Source organism: Spirillospora sp. NPDC029432 (assembly GCF_040703975.1).
Taxonomy (GTDB): Bacteria; Actinomycetota; Actinomycetes; order Streptosporangiales; family Streptosporangiaceae; genus Spirillospora.
Map to the genome: position 1 here is coordinate 20,505 of NZ_JBEZWH010000073.1, position 18,130 is coordinate 38,634.

The 18,130-nt window shown below is 74.4% G+C and carries 15 protein-coding genes; 10 read left to right on the top strand and 5 right to left on the bottom strand.

The window, feature by feature from the left end; all coding sequences use genetic code 11:
• Positions 1-63: 63 nt before the first annotated feature.
• From AB0881_RS35305 to AB0881_RS35320, 4 genes are read right to left on the bottom strand one after another with little or no spacing between them, the layout of a single operon-like run.
• On the bottom strand, positions 64-1,134 hold the full coding sequence (locus tag AB0881_RS35305) for a nitronate monooxygenase (RefSeq protein ID WP_366624210.1): 1,071 nt from the start codon (positions 1,132-1,134) through the stop codon (positions 64-66).
• Positions 1,131-1,877, bottom strand: a complete 747-nt coding sequence (locus tag AB0881_RS35310) for a CoA-transferase (protein WP_366624212.1) — start codon at positions 1,875-1,877, stop codon at positions 1,131-1,133. Before AB0881_RS35310 ends, AB0881_RS35305 begins: the two co-directional genes overlap by 4 nt.
• Positions 1,874-2,737: a CoA-transferase gene (locus AB0881_RS35315; protein WP_366624214.1), complete on the bottom strand. Its 864-nt coding sequence runs from the start codon at positions 2,735-2,737 to the stop codon at positions 1,874-1,876. Before AB0881_RS35315 ends, AB0881_RS35310 begins: the two co-directional genes overlap by 4 nt.
• A complete protein-coding gene (locus tag AB0881_RS35320; RefSeq protein WP_366624216.1) occupies positions 2,734-3,486 on the bottom strand; it encodes an enoyl-CoA hydratase family protein in 753 nt (250 codons plus the stop codon). The genes AB0881_RS35315 and AB0881_RS35320 overlap by 4 nt, the downstream gene beginning before the upstream one ends.
• Before the next feature lie 75 nt (positions 3,487-3,561).
• Here AB0881_RS35320 and AB0881_RS35325 point away from each other — a divergent pair, with 75 nt between their 5' ends.
• The 3 genes from AB0881_RS35325 to AB0881_RS35335 all read left to right on the top strand — a co-directional run bounded on the left by AB0881_RS35325 (position 3,562) and on the right by AB0881_RS35335 (position 6,835).
• Entirely contained in the window at positions 3,562-4,470 is a 909-nt protein-coding gene (locus tag AB0881_RS35325; protein ID WP_366624217.1) for an SDR family oxidoreductase, read from the top strand.
• A 146-nt stretch (positions 4,471-4,616) separates the two neighbouring features.
• Positions 4,617-5,390: a hypothetical protein gene (locus AB0881_RS35330; protein ID WP_366624219.1), complete on the top strand. Its 774-nt coding sequence runs from the start codon at positions 4,617-4,619 to the stop codon at positions 5,388-5,390.
• Positions 5,387-6,835 (top strand): NADH-ubiquinone oxidoreductase-F iron-sulfur binding region domain-containing protein, encoded by a 1,449-nt coding sequence (locus AB0881_RS35335; protein ID WP_366624221.1) that lies wholly within the window; start codon positions 5,387-5,389, stop codon positions 6,833-6,835. Before AB0881_RS35330 ends, AB0881_RS35335 begins: the two co-directional genes overlap by 4 nt.
• A gap of 28 nt (positions 6,836-6,863) precedes the next feature.
• On the opposite strand, the gene AB0881_RS35340 is transcribed toward AB0881_RS35335, so the two are convergent.
• A complete protein-coding gene (locus tag AB0881_RS35340) occupies positions 6,864-8,312 on the bottom strand; it encodes a serine/threonine-protein kinase (RefSeq protein ID WP_366624223.1) in 1,449 nt (482 codons plus the stop codon).
• Positions 8,313-8,521: 209 nt separating this feature from the next.
• On the opposite strand from AB0881_RS35340, the gene hrpA reads away from it, so the two are divergent.
• From hrpA to AB0881_RS35375, 7 genes are all read left to right on the top strand, one after another.
• Complete coding sequence (gene hrpA / locus AB0881_RS35345; RefSeq protein WP_366624225.1) at positions 8,522-12,487, top strand: ATP-dependent RNA helicase HrpA; 3,966 nt, start codon at positions 8,522-8,524, stop codon at positions 12,485-12,487.
• 178 nt (positions 12,488-12,665) lie between these two features.
• The gene (locus AB0881_RS35350; protein WP_366624227.1) at positions 12,666-13,406 is read left to right on the top strand and encodes a GntR family transcriptional regulator; all 741 of its coding nucleotides are present in this window, start codon (positions 12,666-12,668) and stop codon (positions 13,404-13,406) included.
• Positions 13,407-13,436: 30 nt separating this feature from the next.
• Positions 13,437-14,888: a PTS ascorbate transporter subunit IIC gene (locus AB0881_RS35355; protein WP_366624229.1), complete on the top strand. Its 1,452-nt coding sequence runs from the start codon at positions 13,437-13,439 to the stop codon at positions 14,886-14,888.
• Between the two features lie 72 nt (positions 14,889-14,960).
• Positions 14,961-15,263: a PTS sugar transporter subunit IIB gene (locus AB0881_RS35360; RefSeq protein ID WP_366624230.1), complete on the top strand. Its 303-nt coding sequence runs from the start codon at positions 14,961-14,963 to the stop codon at positions 15,261-15,263.
• Complete coding sequence (locus AB0881_RS35365) at positions 15,260-15,712, top strand: PTS sugar transporter subunit IIA (protein ID WP_366624232.1); 453 nt, start codon at positions 15,260-15,262, stop codon at positions 15,710-15,712. Before AB0881_RS35360 ends, AB0881_RS35365 begins: the two co-directional genes overlap by 4 nt.
• Positions 15,705-16,466, top strand: a complete 762-nt coding sequence (locus AB0881_RS35370; RefSeq protein WP_366624234.1) for an SIS domain-containing protein — start codon at positions 15,705-15,707, stop codon at positions 16,464-16,466. The genes AB0881_RS35365 and AB0881_RS35370 overlap by 8 nt, the downstream gene beginning before the upstream one ends.
• Positions 16,467-16,637: 171 nt before the next feature.
• Positions 16,638-18,130: hypothetical protein (locus tag AB0881_RS35375; protein WP_366624236.1), on the top strand; the 1,493-nt coding region annotated here is incomplete at its 3' end.

Here is an 18,130-nt window from a genome sequence, read left to right on the forward strand (position 1 = left end):
AGCGGCCGGGCCGCCGCCCTCCGGCAAGGGCGGCGGCCCGGACGTGCGGGGGAGCGGGAGCGCCTAGGCGGGGCCCGCCAGATGCGCCTGCTGGGCGGCGATGGCCGCGGCCGCCCCCTCGACGATCTCGCCGACCAGCTCCGCGCAGGTGGGCAGGTCGTCGATCAGGGCGACGACCTGGCCGGAGGCCATCACGCCCAGGTCGGGACGGCCGTCCACCATCGCGGCCTTGAGCAGCATCGGGGTGTTGGCGGCCATCAGCACCTGCGACCAGGACAGGTCCTTACCGTGCTTCATCGCCTTGCCGTCCGCGATCATCTCGCGCCACGACATCCCGGACAGCTTCTTGAACCGGGCGCCGTTGCGGACGGCGCGGACCAGCCCGCCGACCCGGCCCGAGCGCTCCAGCGTGTCGACCAGGTCGCTGCGCAGCACCCGGTGCGGCATGCCGTCGACCTGCCGGGTCACGACGGTCTCGTTCGTGCCGAGGTACACCTTCTTGACGTCGTCGGGCACCGAGCTGTCGGAGGTCAGCAGGAACCGGGTGCCCATGGCCACGCCCGCGGCGCCGTACGCGAGCGCCGCCGCGAGGCCGCGCCCGTCGAAGAAGCCGCCGGCCGCGATCACCGGGATGTCGACGGCGTCGACGACCTGGGGGAGCAGCAGCGTGGTCGCCACCGCGCCGGTGTGCCCGCCGCCCTCGCCGCCCTGCACCAGGACGGCGTCGGCGCCCCAGGCCGCGACCTTCTCGGCGTGCCGCCGGGCGCCGACGGACGGGATCACCACGAGCCCGGCGTCCTTGAGCTTGGCGATCAGCTCGGGCTTGGGCGCCAGCGCGAACGAGGCGACCTTGACGCCCTCCTTGATCATCAGGTCGATCCGCTCGCCGGCGTCGCCCGCGTCGGCCCGCAGGTTGACCCCGAACGGCGCGTCGGTGCGCTCCTTGACCTCGCGGATCGCCGCCGCCAGCTGGTCCAGGGTCATCGTCGCCGAGGCCAGGATGCCCAGGCCGCCCGCGTTGGCGACCGCCGAGGCGAGCTTCGGCCCGGCCACCCAGCCCATCCCGGTCTGCACGACCGGGTGGCGGACGCCGACGAGACGGGTCAGCGGGGTGTCGAGCAGCTGCCCGGTCATGGCGCCGCCTGCGGGACCTCGCGCTCCCGCAGGCCCTTGGGGTCGAGCACCTCGCGCATGATCCGCAGCTCCTCCGCGGTGGGCAGGCGCGTCTCCGGGACCTCGTCGGGGATCACCGGCTCGAAGCCGGTGTTGGCGACGACGTCGTCCACGCTCACGCCCGGGTGCACCGAACGCAGCCGCATCCGGTGGTCGGGCGTGGCGAAGTCCAGGACGGCCAGGTTCGTCACGACGACCCGGATCTCGTGCGCCCCGCGGTCCCAGCCGATGCCGCTGACGAAGTCGACCTTCTCGGTGAAGACGCGCGCGGTGTGCTTGGGGATCCAGTAGCTGGTGGTGTTGACCTTGGTGTTGCCGGGCGCGCCGCGCACGCCGAGCAGCTGCGACTTCGGCCGCTCCCAGTCCCCGATGCAGGAGATGTTGGAGTTGCCGTAGGCGTCGATCTGGCTCGCGCCCAGCACCACGTGCCGCCGCCCGTTCAGCACCAGCCACAGGTGGTCGCGGAACGGCAGCCAGCCCTCCACGTCACCGGCCGGGGCGCCCAGCGGGACCGGCTCGGCGGTCAGCATCGGGCCGCCGTCGGTGGTGAGCAGGCCGGGCTCGAACGTCATCCGCGCCAGCCGGGCGCCGACCGCCGGCACCATGCCGCTGACCGCCGCGGCGACGATCTCCCCGTCGCCCCGGAACATCTCGGCGCACGCCACCGCGCACACCTCGGCCCGCGTGGCCGTGGTCGTGGTCATCGGGTCTCCTCGTGGTACTCCCGGACGGCCTGCTGGTAGGCGGACTCGTCACCGGACAGGAAACGGTCGCGGAAGGCCGCCCACTGCTCCGGGTCGCCGGCCGACTTCACGTAGTGCTTCTGGAACGCCTCGTCCCGGTCGTGGTCGGGCTCGCAGGTGGTGAAGTGCGCGCCGTTCGGGGTCTCCACCACGCCGGTCACGTGCGACCGGCTGATCAGCAGGGACTGGAGCGGCCCCTCCTTCAGCAGGTCGGCGGTGTCGACCAGGCGCTCGCACGAGACGTAGGTGCGCTCGGCGGCCTTGGCGAACAGGTCGTCCATGTACGGGTCGGGCCCCAGGTACTGGGCGTTGCCGCGGACGTCGGCGCGGTTCATGTGGATCAGCGAGACGTCCATCGTCAGCGGCGGCACCGCGATGAGCTCCTCGCCGCCCTCGTACGGCGACCGGACCGTCTTCAGCTGCGGGTTGACCTTGAGCACGTCGGAGCCGAGGCCCGCCGGGGTGGGCAGGAACGGCAGCCGGTTCGCGGCCGCGTACAGCCCGAACATGAACATGCCCTCGTCGTACTCGGTGAACTCCACCGCGGCGTTCTGGCGCGCGATCCGGAAGTGCGGCTCCAGCGGCACCGAGTCCAGCGTGACGAACGGGGCGACGACGCGCCGCGCCTTGCCGTACGCGCACAGCAGGCCCACGTCCGGGCCGCCGTACGAGATCACGGTCAGGTCGGTGAGGTCCGACCGCAGGATCGCGCGGACCAGCGCCATCGGCTTGCGCCGCGAGCCCCAGCCGCCGATCCCGATCGTCATCCCGCTCTCCAGCGAGCCGACGATCTCGTCGATGCTCTTCACCTTGTCGCTCATCGGCCCGCTCCCTGCCGGACGAAGGCGTCGCGGTGCTCGTCGCCCGCGCCGACCAGGTTGAGTTCGTACGTGAGGCCCTGCTCGAACCGGTAGCTGCGCTTGACGTCGATCGGGTCGATGCCGTTCAGCGACTCCTTGGCGCGCCGGATCACGTACCGGTCCTTGGCGGCGATGTTCCCCGCAACCTCCATGGCCTTGTCGCGCAGCTCGCCGGCCGGGACGACCTCCAGCACCGACCCGTGGTGGTGCAGCTCCGCGGCGGTGACGTTGCGGCAGGTGTAGACCATCGCGCGCATCAGGTGCTGCGGGACGAGCCGTGCCAGGTGCGTGGCCGCGCCGAGCGCCCCGCGGTCCACCTCGGGGAGCCCGAAGTAGGCGTCCTCGGCGGCCACGACGATGTCGGCGTTGCCCACCAGGCCGATCCCGCCGCCCAGGCAGAAGCCGTGCACGGCGGCGACGACCGGGACCTCGCATTCGTAGACGGCGGCGAACGCCGCGTAGCAGCCCCGGTTGGCGCCCACCAGAGCGGTGTGGCCCTCGGTGGACTGCATCTCCTTGATGTCGACGCCCGCGTTGAACCCGCGGCCCTCCGAGCGGAGCACGACCGCGCCGACCTGGGGGTCGCGGCCGGCCGCGGTGACCGCGTCGGCCAGGTCGTACCAGCCCTGGACGGTCAGCGCGTTGACCGGCGGCGCGTCGACGACGATCTCGGCGACCCCGCCGGGCAGGGTCGTGGTGGAGATTCCCATGCGCTACCTTTCCACCAAACATTTGTTAGAACAGACCGTAGCAGAGCCCGCAGGGACGTACGGGAGGGATGCCGAGTGATCTGCAAGGACCGAGTGGTCATCGTCACCGGGGCCGGCCGCGGCCTCGGCCGCGCGCACGCGCTGGAGTTCGCCCGCCAGGGCGCCAAGGTCGTCGTCAACGACCTGGGCGTCGCCCGGGACGGCTCGGGCGACGCCTCCGGCGGCCCCGCGCAGGAGGTCGTCAAGGAGATCGAGGCGCTCGGCGGCCAGGCCGTCGCCAGCCCGCACGACATCGCCACCGACGAGGGCGCCGCCGCGCTGGTGGCCACCGCGATCGAGGCGTTCGGCCGGCTGGACGTGCTGGTCAACAACGCCGGCTTCCTGCGCGACCGGATGCTGATCAACCTCTCCGAGGACGAGTGGGACGCCGTCATGCGGGTCCACCTCAAGGGTCACTTCCTGCCGCTCAAGCACGCCGGGCAGTACTGGCGCGCCGAGAGCAAGGCCGGCCGCGCCGTCGACGCCCGCGTGATCAACACCTCGTCCGGCGCGGGCCTGCTCGGCAGCGTCGGCCAGGGCAACTACTCCGCCGCCAAGGCCGGCATCGTCGGGCTGACCCTGGTCGCCTCCGCCGAGCTGGGCCGGTACGGGGTGGCCGTCAACGCGATCGCGCCCGCCGCCCGGACCCGGATGACCGAGGAGGTCTTCGCCCAGACGATGGCCGCGCCCGCCGAGGGCGAGTTCGACGCCATGGCCCCCGAGAACGTCTCGCCGCTGGTCGCCTGGCTCGGCTCGGCCGACTCGGCCGGGATCACCGGCCGGGTGTTCGAGGCCGAGGGCGGCAAGATCTGCGTGATGGACGCGTTCCGGCACGGGCCCGCCGTCGACAAGGGCGCCCGCTGGGACCCGGCCGACGTGGGCGCCGCCGTTCGCGACCTGCTCGCCCAGGCGCCCGCCCCGGAGCCGGTGTACGGCGCGGGCTGAGCCCGCGGGACCGGGCCGCCGCGGCCGGAAGCGGCCGCGGCGGCCTCCGGAAAGGCATGACTCACCGAACCGGCGGGGAATCGCACGCATCGTAGAGGCCACAGGAACCGTCAGCCACGATTCCGAGAGGCCGGTGCCGGCGAGCGATGGACCCCGACCGTCCCTCCTCGGCCTCCCCCAGCGAGGGGAGGCCGCTCCACGAGCTGACCGCCGGGTTCGGTATCGGGCCGGGCCGCCGCCCCGGCATGCGGGACGCGGCGGGCACGGCGGGCACGGCGCGGCGGCGGCCCGCCGGATCCCGCGGGCACCGCCTGCTGCTCACCGCCGTCGTCCCGGGCGCGGCCGGGCTCGCCCTCGGGCTGGCGATCTCGCTCGGCTGGGCCGCCCCCGCGGCCGCCGCGGCCGGCGGCTTCGCCGACCACTACTGCGGCGTGTTCGCGCTGGTCGCGCTCTCCCTGTCGGTCATGATCGGGCTGCTGGCGGCCGGGCGGACCGTGCTGCCCCCGGGCGCCCGGGTCCGCGCGCAGGCCGTGCACCGCGCCGCCGCGTTCACCGCCGTCGCCATGCTGGCCGTGCACCTGGCCTCCCAGCTGCTGCGGCACCGGGTGGGCCCGGCGGGCGCGTTCCTGCCGGCCGGGGCCGGGCCGATCGCCTTCTACCTGCTGGCCGTCGCCACCGCCAGCGGCATCGCGCGCGGCCGGTTCGCCCCCGTCCGCCATCCCTGGACGTGGCGGGCGCTGCACCTGACCGCCTACGCCGCCTGGCCGCTGGCCGTCCTGCACGGCCTCACCGCCGGGCGCACGCCGCCCGCCCCCGTCCGGGCCGCGTACCTGGCCTGCCTGGCCGCGGTGGCGCTGGCCCTGGCCGTCCGGCTGGCGCGGCGGGCCGGGCGGGCACGGCGGAGGGAGCGGCCGGCATGATCGCCGTACGCCATATCGGCCCGCCCCGGCTGACCGCCGGGCTGGAGGGCGCCGGCCGGCTCGACTGGGACGCGCACCGCCGGCTGCACCCCGAGCCGGCCCCGCTGACCTGCGAGGGGCTCGTCGCGCTCGCCGAGGAGGGGCGGCTGCACGGCCGGGGCGGGGCCGCGTTCCCGTTCGCCCGCAAGGTCCGCGCCGTCGCCGGCAGCGCCGCGCGGCGGCGCGGGCGCGCGGTCGTGGTCGTGAACGGCACCGAGGGCGAGCCCGGCAGCGCCAAGGACAAGGTGCTGCTGCGCCGCGCCCCGCACCTGGTCCTGGACGGCGCCGCGCTGGCCGCCACCGCGCTCGGCGCCGGCGAGATCGTCCTCGGCGTCGCCGACGAGGGCTCCGCCGCCTCCCTGGAGTCGGCCGTCGCCGAGCGCGGGCTGGCCGCCCGCGCCCGCGTCGTCCGGCTGCCCGAGCGCTTCATCACCGGGGAGGGCGGCGCGCTGGTCCGCGGCATCAACGGCCGCCGCCCGATCCCGCCCGGCCGCAAGGTCCGCGCCGCGACCCGCGGCGTCGGCGGGCGGCCCACACTGCTGTCGAACGCCGAGACCTACGCCCAGCTGGCCGTCCTCGCCGGTCTCGGGCCGCGCCGCTACGCGGGGGTGGGCACGCCCGCCGAGCCCGGGACGGTGCTGCTGACCGTGACCGGCTCGGCCCGGTTCCCCGCCGTGGTGGAGACGCCCGCCGGGGCGCCGCTCGGGCACCTGCTCGACCTGTGCGGCGCGCGGGCGGGGGAGGGCGTCCTGGTCGGCGGCTACCACGGCGCCTGGATCACCGGCGAGGCCGCCGTCCGCGCCGGTGTCTCGCGCGCGGGCCTGGCCGCGGCGGGCGGGACGCTCGGCGCCGGCATCGTCATGCCGCTCGGCCGCGGCACCTGCCCGCTGGGCGAGTGCGCGCGGGTCGCCCGCTACCTCGCCGCCGAGTCCGCCGGCCAGTGCGGCCCCTGCCGCCTCGGCCTGCCAGACATCGCCGGGGCGCTCGCCGCGCTGGCCGAGGGGCGCGACACGGGGGCCGCCGCGGACACCGTCCGGCGCGCGGTCCGGATGGCCGCCGGGCGCGGCGCGTGCTCCCACCCCGACGGGACGGGCCGGTTCGTGCTGTCGGCCCTGGAGGTCTTCGCCGCCGACGTCGCCCGGCATGCCGCCGAGGGCGGCTGCGGGCGTCCCGTCCGCGGCGTGCTGCCCGCCGAGACGGCGGCGCGGCTGCGGCTGGAGGTCGACTGGAGCCGCTGCGACGGCCACGGCCTCTGCGCCGACATCCTGCGCGGCCTGGTCCGCATGGACGAGTACAACTACCCGGTCATCCCGGACGAGCCGATCCCCGCCCGGCTGGAAGGGGACGCGCGCAGGGCCGTCGCCGCCTGCCCGGGGCTCGCGCTGCGGCTCGTACCGCGGTCCTGACCCGGGGGCATGGCCTGGCGGAACGCGCCTACCGCGGCTTGTAGGCCTCGATGTAGCGGCGGACCGTCTCGGCGTACGCCCGGTACCGCTCCGGCACCCCGCCCTCCTTCCGCACCGTCTTCGCCGAGGTCCGGTACATCCCGGCGAGGTTGAGCGCCGGATCGCCGGGGACGTCCCGCAGGTCCTTGCCCCAGAAGCACAGGTAGCGGCCCATCGCCGGGATCGACAGGCCCGGCGTGATCTCCTCCGGACGCGGTTCGGGGTGGTCGAGGCCGCCGGGCTGCCAGTGCACCAGGATGCTCGGCGTCCAGCGGGCGATGCCGTACTCGTCCCTGGCGGGGTCGCGCAGGTGCGGGTCGAAGCCGCTCTCGGCCCGGAGCATCGCCGCGATCAGCGCCGGGCTGAGGCCGTCCAGCTCGCACCACGTGCCCGCCTGGATGATCAGCGCCCGGTACCGCGGCGGGATCCCGGCGTCGGTGCGCAGCAGCCGCCCCCGCGGATCGGCCATCCGCGCGGCCGTCCCCTCGGCCGCGCCGTCCGCCCCGCCCTGGCGGTCGAGCACCAGGAACGCGCCGCCGCCGGCGATCCCGACGGCCGCGGCGGCGCTCGCGGCGAGGGTCAGGGCGCGGCGGCCCGGCGGGCGCCGCCGGGAGCGGCGGAGGAGGCGCGCGCCCGCCAGCGGGTCGGTGTCGACCTTGCTGGTGACCCGGCCCAGCGCCGCCCCGAACGCCGCCGCGGACGGCCAGCGCCGGTCGCGGTCCGGCTCCAGGGCGCGCAGCACCGCCTCGTCGACCGGCGGCGGGACCTCCGGCCGGGCCCGGCTCGGCGGCGCCGGCCGCTCGCCCGGCGGCTCGCCGGTCAGCAGGTGGTAGGTGAGCGCGCCGAGCCCGTACACGTCGGACCGCCGGTCGGGCGCCCCGTCGATCCGGGTCTGCTCGGGCGCCATGTAGCCGGGCGACCCGGCGGGCAGCGTCAGGCTCGACAGGTGGTCCTCGGTCCGGGCGATGCCCAGGTCCGACAGCATGATCCGCTCGCCGCCGCCGGGGACCGACCGGATCAGCACGTTGGACGGCTTCAGATCGCGGTGCACGATCCCGCGCTCGTGCAGCGCCCGCACGCCCTCGGTGATCTCCACGGCCAGCCGCAGCGCCTCGTTCAGCGGCGGCGGCCCGGCGGCCAGCCGCTCCTCCAGGTTGCCGCGGTCGGCGTACGTCATCACGAAGTAGGGGCGGCCGTCGTCCAGCTCGCCGATGTCGAAGACCTGCACCAGCAGGTGCGAGTCGACCTGGCGCAGCAGCCGGGCCTCGCGGACGAACCGCTCCCGCACGTCCTCGCGCAGCGCCCAGTGGTCGGCCAGGATCTTGACCGCGACGGGCGAGTCGAGCTCGGCGTCATGGCCCAGCCAGACCGACGCGAACCCGCCCGAGCCCAGCAGGCGGTCGATCCGATGCCGTCCCGCGGCCCCCGGAGTCCCCATGCGGGCCATGATGAACGATGATCCGCCGTTCCGAGGGGATCCCGGGGGTGGCGGCGAGGATGGAATGCCGGTCCCGGCTGCGACGTTGACCCACCGGGAAAACGGCTCGCGGGCACCGGGCCGGTGCGGCTACGGTGCGGGGGTCGCGAGATGATCGCCCGGGCCGTCCCGCAAGATCACCACGGCCCGCGAATATCCTTGTCGACCGTATGGGAACGCCTGTGAGTACGCCGCTCGCCGATCTGCGCGCGCGCCTGCCCGAGCTGATGCCGATCGACCGGCACCGGCTGCGCCGCCGTATCGACGGCGCGCAGAAGATGCGCGACGCCGCGCGCCGCGAGCGGGTGGCCGGCGAGATCGCCGCCGAGGTCGAGGCCGCCGAGCGCCGGGTCGCCCGGCGCCGCGCCGCCGTACCGGCGATCACCTATCCGGAGCAGCTGCCGGTCTCCCAGAAGAAGGACGACATCGCGGCGGCGATCCGCGACCATCAGGTCGTGATCGTGGCGGGCGAGACCGGGTCCGGCAAGACCACCCAGCTGCCCAAGATCTGCCTGGAGCTGGGCCGGGGCGTGCTCGGCTCGATCGGGCACACCCAGCCGCGCCGGCTGGCCGCCCGCACCGTCGCCGACCGGATCGCCGAGGAGCTGGGCACCGAGCTGGGCGAGGCCGTCGGCTACAAGGTGCGGTTCACCGACCGGTCCAGCGACGGCACGCTCGTCAAGCTGATGACCGACGGCATCCTGCTGGCGGAGATCCAGACCGACCGGCTGCTGCGCCGCTACGACACGCTGATCATCGACGAGGCGCACGAGCGCAGCCTCAACATCGACTTCCTGCTCGGGTACGTCAAGGAGATCCTGCCCCGGCGCCCCGACCTCAAGGTGATCATCACCTCGGCGACGATCGACCCCGAGCGGTTCTCCGCGCACTTCGACGACGCCCCGATCGTGGAGGTGTCCGGCCGCACGTACCCGGTCGAGGTGCGCTACCGCCCGCTCACCGACCCCGAGGACCCCAAGGCCGACCCCGACCGCGACCAGGTCCAGGGGATCCTGGACGCCGTGGACGAGCTGGCCCTGGAGGCGCCCGGCGACGTCCTGGTCTTCCTCAGCGGCGAGCGCGAGATCCGCGACACCGCCGACGCGCTCTCCAAGCACCTGCGAGGGCGGCGCGGCGAGGCGACCGAGGTGCTGCCGCTGTACGCGCGGCTGTCGTCCGCCGAGCAGCACCGGGTCTTCTCGGCGCACCGCGGGCGGCGGATCGTGCTGGCGACCAACGTCGCCGAGACCTCGCTGACCGTTCCGGGCATCAAGTACGTCATTGACCCCGGCACCGCCCGGATATCCCGCTACAGCCACCGGCTGAAGGTGCAGCGGCTGCCGATCGAGCCGGTCTCGCAGGCGTCGGCCAACCAGCGCAAGGGCCGCTGCGGCCGCGTGTCGGAGGGCATCTGCATCCGGCTGTACTCGGAGGAGGACTTCGAGTCCCGGCCCGAGTTCACCGACCCGGAGATCCTGCGCACCAACCTCGCCTCGGTCATCCTGCAGATGACCGCGCTCGGGCTGGGCGACATCGCCGCGTTCCCGTTCGTCGAGCCGCCGGACCGGCGCAACGTGAAGGCGGGCTTCGACCTGCTGCACGAGCTGGGCGCGATCGACCCGGCCGAGAAGGACCCGCGCAAGCGGCTCACCGAGCGCGGCCGGCGGCTGGCGCAGCTGCCGATCGACCCGCGGCTGGGCCGGATGGTGCTGGAGGCCGACGCCAACGGCTGCGTCCGCGAGGTGCTGATCATCGCGGCGGCGCTGTCGATCCAGGACCCGCGCGAGCGTCCCGCCGAGCACCAGCAGGCCGCCGACGAGAAGCACCGGCGCTTCGCCGACCCGACCTCCGACTTCCTGGCCTACCTGAACCTCTGGAACTACCTGCGCGAGCAGCAGCGCGAGCTGTCGGGCAGCCAGTTCCGGCGCATGTGCAAGAACGAGTTCCTGCACTTCCTGCGCGTGCGCGAATGGCAGGACCTGCACTCCCAGCTCAAGCAGGTCGCCAAGGGCCTCGGCGTCACGACCAACAGCACCGACGCGCCGCCCGACCGCATCCACGTGTCGCTCCTCGCCGGGCTGCTGTCGCACATCGGCCTCATGGACACCGAAGGCAAGAAGGACGAGGGCGGCGGCCAGCGCCGGCGGCAGCTGAACGAGTACATCGGCGCCCGCGGCGCCAAATTCGCCGTCTTCCCCGGCTCGGCCCTCTTCAAGAAGCCGCCGCGGTGGGTGATGTCGGCCGAGCTGGTGGAGACGTCCCGGCTCTGGGGCCGGATCAACGCGAAGATCGAGCCCGAGTGGGTCGAGCCGCTCGCCGGGCACCTGGTGAAGCGCAACCACAGCGAGCCGCACTGGTCCAAGAAGCAGGCGGCCGTGATGGCGTACGAGACGGTCACCCTGTACGGCGTGCCGATCGTCGCGCGGCGCCGCGTCAACTACGGCGCCGTCGACCCGGAGCTGTCGCGCGAGCTGTTCGTCCGGCACGCGCTGGTCGAGGGCGACTGGGAGACCCACCACCGGTTCTTCCACGACAACCGGGCGCTGCTGGACGAGGTCGAGGAGCTGGAGCACCGCGCCCGGCGCCGCGACATCCTCGTCGAGGACGAGACGCTGTTCGAGTTCTACGACGAGCGGGTGCCCGAGGACGTCGTGTCCGGCCGGCACTTCGACGCCTGGTGGAAGGAGGCCCGCCGCACCGAGCCCGACCTGCTGAACTTCGAGAAGTCGATGCTCATCAACCAGAGCGCCGACGACGTCAGCGAGGCCGACTACCCCGACGCCTGGCGGCAGGGGCAGCTGAAGCTGAGGCTGACGTACCAGTTCGAGCCGGGCGCCGACGCCGACGGCGTGACCGTGCACATCCCCGTGCAGGTGCTCAACCAGGTCCGGCCGGACGGCTTCGAGTGGCAGGTCCCCGGGCTGCGCGCCGAGCTGGTGACCGAGCTGATCCGCTCCCTGCCCAAGCAGCTGCGGGTCAACTTCGTCCCGGCCCCCGACTACGCCCGCAAGCTGCTCGACCGCCTCACCCCCCGCACCGAGCCCCTCCTGGACGCCCTCGAACGCGAGCTGCGCGACATGACCGGCGTCCAGGTCGCCCGCGAGGCGTGGGACCTCGGCCGCCTCGCCCCCCACCTGCGCGTCACGTTCCGCGTCGTGGACGACCGGAAGCGCACCCTCGCCGAGGGCACCGACCTGGACGAGCTGAAACGCCGGCTCAAGGGCAAGGTGCGCGGCACGCTGTCCAAGGCCGCCACCGCCGGCGGCCTGGAGCGCGGCGGCCTGCGCGAGTGGACGATCGGCGAGCTGCCCCGCACGTACGAGCAGAAGCAGGCCGGCTACGAGGTCAAGGCGTACCCGGCGCTGACCGACGAGGGCGACGCCGTCGCGGTCCGCATGTACGAGACCGAGGTTGAGCAGCGCGCCGCCATGTGGAAGGGCACGCGGCGGCTGATCCTGCTGAACGCCCCGTCCCCGGTCAAGCAGATCCAGGGCCGCCTCACCAACCAGGGCAAGCTGGCGCTCAGCCACAGCCCGCACGGCTCGGTCGCCGCGCTGTTCGAGGACTGCGTGACCGCCGCCGCCGACCGGCTGATCGCCGAGGCCGGGGGACCGGCGTGGGACGAGGCGGGCTTCCGGGCCCTGTACGACCGCGTCCGCGCCGACCTGCACGACGCCACGGCCGCGATCGTGGCGCAGGTGGAGCGCATCCTGGCGCTCTCGCACGAGATCGACCGGCGGCTGCGCGGAACCGCCAGCCTCACGCTCGTCCCCGCGCTGACCGAGATCCGCGGGCATCTGGGCAGGCTGATCCATCCCGGCTTCGTGACCGAGACCGGCTGGCAGCGGCTGGCCGACCTGCCGCGCTACCTGAAGGCGCTGGAGATCCGGCTGGACAAGCTGCCGGAGAACCCGGGCCGCGACCGGCTGCTGATCAACCAGGTCGTGCTCCTGGAAGGGGAGTACGAGACGTTCCTGGCGCGGCTGCACCCCGCCCGCCGCGGCGACGAGCCCGTCCGGCAGGTGCGCTGGATGCTGGAGGAGCTGCGGGTGAGCCTGTTCGCCCAGCAGCTCGGCACCCGCTACCCGGTGTCGGACAAGCGCATCCGCAAGGCGATGGCCCAGGCCGCCGCCTGACCCTTTTCCCGTTCCGTTCCTTCTCCTGTTCCGCCCCGTCCCGGCGCCGCCGGGCGTTCTGTGCTGCCCGGCGCCGCCCGGGTGTCGTCGCCCGGTTGAGACCGTTCCAAAGTGGTATTGACCACTTGGGATCCGCAGCCTAACCTTGGGGGCCGACGGTATGACCGGAACGGGAGAGATGAGCGGCGTGCGATCCGGCGGTGAATCCGAGCCCGCGACCACGAAACGGCGGGCGGTGGTGCGGCGGCTGCTGTCCATGCTGGACGGCATGGACGTCGGCGACGCGCTGCCGTCCGAACGCCGGCTGGCCGAGGACCTCGGGGTGTCCCGGCCGACGCTGCGTGCGGCGATCGACGAGCTGGCGGGGCGGGGCCTGCTCGACCGCCGCCACGGAAGCGGCACCTACGTGGCCGAACGCCGGATCGCGGTGGGGCTGACCCTGACCTCGTTCACCGAGGACATGGAGCGCCGCGGGATGCGGCCCGGCGGCCGGGTGCTGTCGTTCCGGGCGGAGGCCGCCGGTCCCCGGATCGGCCGCCGGCTGGCCATGTCCCCGACGGAAGAGGTATTTACCATTCGCCGGCTGCGGCTGGCGGACGGCGCCCCCATGGCGATCGAGACGCTCTGCCTCCCCAAGGCGCTGGTGCCGGAGCTGCGCCGCGAGGATCTGGAGGACAGGTCGTTCTACACCCTGCTGCGCGAGCGCGGCGTCGTCCTCGCCTCCGGCTGGGGGACGGTCGAGCCGACCGTGACCACGGACGAGGAGGCCGAGGTGCTGGGCGTGCCCGTGCACGCGCCCGCGTTCCTGTTCGAGCGGATCAGCCACAGCGAGCAGGGCGCACCGGTGGAATACGTCCGGTCCGTGTACCGCGGCGACCGCTACCGGCTGGAGCTCGAGCTGAAACCCGTCCCGCGCTGACGGGAGCCCCGCAGGATACGGAGATCTAGCGTGGACATCATCAAGGACATCCTCACCTTCCTGGCCGACAACGTGTTCGGCCAGGTCCCCATCCTCATCGGGCTGATCACCCTGGTCGGGCTGCTGCTGCAGCGCAAGCGGTTCGAGGACACCCTCGCCGGCGCGCTGCGGGCCACGATCGGCGTCGTCATCCTGTTCATCGGCGTGGAGATCTTCACCGGGGGGCTGTCGAGCTTCCAGACGGTGCTCGCCGACGCCATGGGCACCACCCCGCCCAAGGCCGACAACACGCTGAACGACTTCCTCGCCCAGCAGGGCGGGACGATCGCGCTGGTCATCACGGTGGCGTTCCTGCTGCACGTGGCGATCGTGCGGATCTTCCCGGCGGCCCGCTACCTCTACCTGACCGGGCACCTGATGTTCTGGGTCAGCACGGTCGTGGTGGCGTCGCTGGTGACGATCGCGCCGGGCTCCGACCAGCTCACGCTGGTGCTGTGCGGGGCCGGGTTCGTGGCCGCGTACTGGACGCTGCAGCCGCTGTGGATGCGCCCGCTGATGCGGAGGGTGATGCCGGACGACCGGTTCGGGTTCGCGCACACCAGCTCGGTCGCGGCGCTGGTCACCGGGTACGTGGCGCGCCCGTTCGGGAGCCGCGAGAAGCACGACACCGAGAAGGTGAAGCTGCCCCGGCAGCTGTCGTTCTTCAAGGACGTCAACGTCAGCACCGCCCTGGTGATCTCGGTGATCATGCTGGTCGCGGTGGCGTTCGCCGACGACCAGGTGGTGGCGAAGCTGGCCGCCGAGATGGACACGAAGCTCTCGCCGTGGGTGTGGGCGCTGCTGGTCGGCCTGCGCTTCGCGGGCGGCATCGCGATCCTGCTGTTCGGCGTGCGGATGTTCCTGGCCGAGATCGTGCCCGCGTTCAAGGGCTTCAGCGACAAGGTCATCCCGGGCACCCGGCCCGCGCTGGACGCCCCGACGGTGTTCCCGGTCGCGCCCACCGCCGTGATGATCGGCTTCGTGTCCTCGACCGTGGTGTTCCTGGCCTGCCTGGGGATCTTCGCGGCGGCCGGCTGGTTCACCCTGGCCCCGCCGATGATCATGCTGTTCTTCGTCGGCGGCGCCGCCGCGCTGTTCGGCAACGTGGTGGCCGGCTGGCGCGGCGCGGTGATCGGCGGCGTGATCTCCGGCCTGATGCTGGCGATCGGCCAGGCCGTCACCTGGGGGCTGTTCGAGAAGACCGCCCCCGAGCTGGCCACGCTGGCCGACCCCGACTGGTACGCCATCGCCTGGCTGCTGAAGGCGGTGGACCCGATCATCGGCGGCGCCTCGATCTGGGCCGTACCGGTGGTCGCGCTGGCCGTCACGGCCGGCACCCTGCTCCTCCTCGGCCGCCGCGAGGCCCGCGCGGACCGCGAGAACGCGGCGGCGGAGGACGGCGCCCGGGACGCCAAGCCCGCCAAGGGCGGCGACCGGGCATGACCGAGCGGCCATCCCCCGGGAACGTTCCCGGGGGACGGCCCGCGCCCGACAACGAACCGGAGAGGCGACGACATGGCATTGGACCGCACGCTGGAGGTGCTCGCCGTCTGCGGCGTCGGCATGGGGTCGAGCCTCATGCTGAAGATGACCGCCGAGGACGCGCTGCGCGCCCTGGACGTGGACGCCCGGGTGGAGAACACCGACGTCTCCACCGCCCGCGGCATGACCGCCGATGTGATCATCGGCCAGGGCATGCACACCGGCGAGATCGCCGAGCTGGCCCCCGTGGTGATCACGGTCAGCGACTTCCTCGACAAGGAGGGACTGCAGGAGCAGCTGCGCGAGCGGCTGACCGAGAAGGGCTGGCTGGCGTGACCGCGGTCGGAGCGCGGGACGGGGTCGCGGCGGAGGGCTGGCGGGACGCCACCACCGCCGCGGCCGAGGTCCTGGTGGAGATGGGCGCGGCGGGGGAGGGGTACCCGGCCGCCTGCGTCCGGGTGGTCGAGGCGAACGGCCCGTACATCGTGCTCACCAAGGGCCTGGCCCTGGTGCACGCCCGTCCCGAGGACGGCGCGATCGGCGTGGGCGTGGCCGTGACGCGGCTGGCGGCGCCGGTGGAGTTCGGCCATCCCGACAACGACCCGGTCGATCTGCTGCTGGCGTTCTGCACGCCGGACGCGGACGCGCACGTCTCGACGCTGTCCGCCCTGGCGCGGGCGCTGTCGGCGGGGCTGGCCGGCCGGCTGCGCGCCGCGGCCGGGCGGGACGCGATGGCCGCCGAGCTGGAGCGCGCGCTGGAGAAGGAGGCCCGTACCGATGCCTGAGGCCGCTCCGGCCGGCGGATCCGTGCGGACCGGCTACCCCGGGCGGGTGCGCGCGCTGCTCGACGAGCTCGACGCCCGCTCGGGGACGGCGATCGAGGAGGCCGCCGGGCTGCTGCTGCCGGCCATCGAGGCGGGCGGGATCCTGCTCGTCGCCGGGGCGGGGCACTCGCTGGCGATGGTCTGCGAGACCTTCTACCGGGCCGGCGGCCTGGCCCCGGTCCGGCCGCTGTGGGACCCGTCGGTGCTGCCGCTGGACGACGCGATGCGCAGCACCCGCGCCGAGCGCCGCGAGGGCCTCGGCCGCTCGCTGGTCGAGAATGCGGCGCCGGCCCCGCCGGACGTGGCCGTGGTGTTCTCCACGAGCGGGCGCAACCCGTACCCGGTGGAGATCGCCGAGGAGTGCGCCGCCCGCGGCGTGCCGGTGATCGCCGTGACCTCCCCGCAGGCGTCACGGGGCGCCGCCGCCCGGTCGGGCTCCACGCTGGCCGACCACGCGTCGATCGTGCTGGACACGGCCGTGCCGCCCGGCGACGTGCTGCACCCGGCGGACGCGCCGCGCACGGCGGCGGTCTCGACCGTCCTGGCGGCGTACACGTGGTCGCGGGTGCTGGCCGCGCTGGACGATCTGGCCGCCGCGCGCGGCGTCACGCTGCCGTGCTGGACGAGCGCCAACGTCCCGGGCGGCGACGAGGCCAACCGGGCCCTGCTGGCCCGCTACGGCGACCGGATCCCCGAGCTGACCGGCCGCGACTGAGGCATCCGCGACTGAGGCATCGGGGCCGCCCGGGATGTGATCGTCCCTACTTCGGGAGCCCCGCCCGGCCGTCGTGGTCCGCGAACGGCCGGGCGGGCAAGGGGGCGCTGGGGGTCCTATATGCCTCCCAAGTCACTGCAGCCACGCCTACTAGGTCGTATGGTTCATTCCATGCCTACGAGTGATGAGCGCGACAATAGCGGCCCACGGGGGCAGGCCGGGCCTTCCGACGGCGCGGTCTCCGAGGCTGGAACGACCCACGATGCCACCCCCGCCACCCCCGCCACGCTGCGGAAAGAGCCCGGTCCCGCCGGCGGGCCCGAGCCGGAGGCCGCCGCCGAGCCCACGGCCGGCGACGACGCGGCCGAGACCGAGGCCGAGCGGCCGCCCGGCACCGCCCCGGAACCGCGGGGCGAGACCACCGTCGCCCGCATGGGCGAGCCCGTCACGGTCTGGCCGTGCGCCAACTGCGGCCGCCCCGTACCGCAGCCGATGGGCGCCGTCCGCGCCGTCCGCTACTGCCAGGACAACGACGGCGCCTGCGCCCGCGAGGCCCGCGGCCGCCGCGAGCGCGGCCGCGACGCGCCGGGCCTGACCGGCCAGGTCGCCTCCACCTGGGAGATGGTCGAGCGGCTGGAACGGGCCGCCGACGTGCTCGCCGACTCGCTCACCTCCGAGCTGAGCGTCGCCGGCGTCGAGCGCCGCGTCTCGGAGGTCAAGGCCGAGGCCGCCCGCGAGCTGGCGATCGCGCAGAACGAGCGGGACGCGTCCCAGCGGCAGGCCGAGGAGGCCTGGCAGGAGGCGGCGTCCGCCCGGCAGCGCGCCGAGGGCGCGGAGAAGGAGTCCGCCCGCGCCCGCGAGGAGGCCAGGCTCGCCACCGCCAAGCGCGACGCCGCCCAGCAGGCCTGGGAGGAGGCGCACCAGATCGCCCAGCAGGCGGTGTCGGCCAAGCTCGCCGCCGAGAGCGAGCGGGACCGGATCGCCGCCCGCGAGACCGAGCTGCTCGCCGCCCTGGAAGGCGCGCGGGCCGAACTGGTCGCGCTGCACGCCAAGGTCGCCGAGGCCGAGGGCGCGGTGGAGTCCCAGCGGGTCGAGGCCGCGGTGGCCAAGCAGGGCGCCGAGGACCTGCGCAACGCGATGCGCGACACCGAGGCGCAGCGCCAGCGCGCCATGCAGACCGCCAGCAAGGCCGAGGCCGAGCGCACCACCGCGCTGCGCGCGCAGTCGGAGGCCGAGGCGGAGGTCGTGCGGGCCAACGCCCGCGCCGAGGAGGCCGCCAAGGAGCGCGACGCTGCCCAGGCGCAGGCCCAGCAGGCGAGCGCCGAGCGCGACGAACTGCAGACCAAGGTGAACGACCAGGGCGTCCAGCTGCGCCAGCTCTCGCAGTCGGTGGCCGAGCAGCAGGCCGCGCTGTCGGCGCTGGCCGAGGAGCGGGACGCCGCGCGCGCCGAGGCCGACCGCGCCCGCCGGCAGATCGACCAGCTCACCCACAACACGCTGTCGTCGAACGTGCCCCCCGGCGGCCGCTACCCGGGCTCCGGCGGCGGCCAGGGCTCCGGGGTGCCGCAGATGGGCCCCGCCCACGGGCGGCAGGCCCCGCCGCCTCCGGCCGCCCCGAACGGCGGGACGGGCGGCCACCCGCAGGTGCCGCCGGGCCGCCCGCT

What these genes read in the sequence shown, in the direction of transcription:
- AB0881_RS35330 (WP_366624219.1), top strand. Translation starts at nt 4,617, where the DNA reads ATGGACCCCGACCGTCCCTCCTCGGCCTCCCCCAGCGAGGGGAGGCCG.
- AB0881_RS35320 (WP_366624216.1), bottom strand. Translation starts at nt 3,486, where the DNA reads ATGGGAATCTCCACCACGACCCTGCCCGGCGGGGTCGCCGAGATCGTC.
- AB0881_RS35350 (WP_366624227.1), top strand. Translation starts at nt 12,666, where the DNA reads ATGAGCGGCGTGCGATCCGGCGGTGAATCCGAGCCCGCGACCACGAAA.
- AB0881_RS35340 (WP_366624223.1), bottom strand. Translation starts at nt 8,312, where the DNA reads ATGGGGACTCCGGGGGCCGCGGGACGGCATCGGATCGACCGCCTGCTG.
- AB0881_RS35370 (WP_366624234.1), top strand. Translation starts at nt 15,705, where the DNA reads ATGCCTGAGGCCGCTCCGGCCGGCGGATCCGTGCGGACCGGCTACCCC.
- AB0881_RS35315 (WP_366624214.1), bottom strand. Translation starts at nt 2,737, where the DNA reads ATGAGCGACAAGGTGAAGAGCATCGACGAGATCGTCGGCTCGCTGGAG.
- AB0881_RS35305 (WP_366624210.1), bottom strand. Translation starts at nt 1,134, where the DNA reads ATGACCGGGCAGCTGCTCGACACCCCGCTGACCCGTCTCGTCGGCGTC.
- AB0881_RS35335 (WP_366624221.1), top strand. Translation starts at nt 5,387, where the DNA reads ATGATCGCCGTACGCCATATCGGCCCGCCCCGGCTGACCGCCGGGCTG.
- AB0881_RS35310 (WP_366624212.1), bottom strand. Translation starts at nt 1,877, where the DNA reads ATGACCACGACCACGGCCACGCGGGCCGAGGTGTGCGCGGTGGCGTGC.
- hrpA (WP_366624225.1), top strand. Translation starts at nt 8,522, where the DNA reads ATGGGAACGCCTGTGAGTACGCCGCTCGCCGATCTGCGCGCGCGCCTG.
- AB0881_RS35360 (WP_366624230.1), top strand. Translation starts at nt 14,961, where the DNA reads ATGGCATTGGACCGCACGCTGGAGGTGCTCGCCGTCTGCGGCGTCGGC.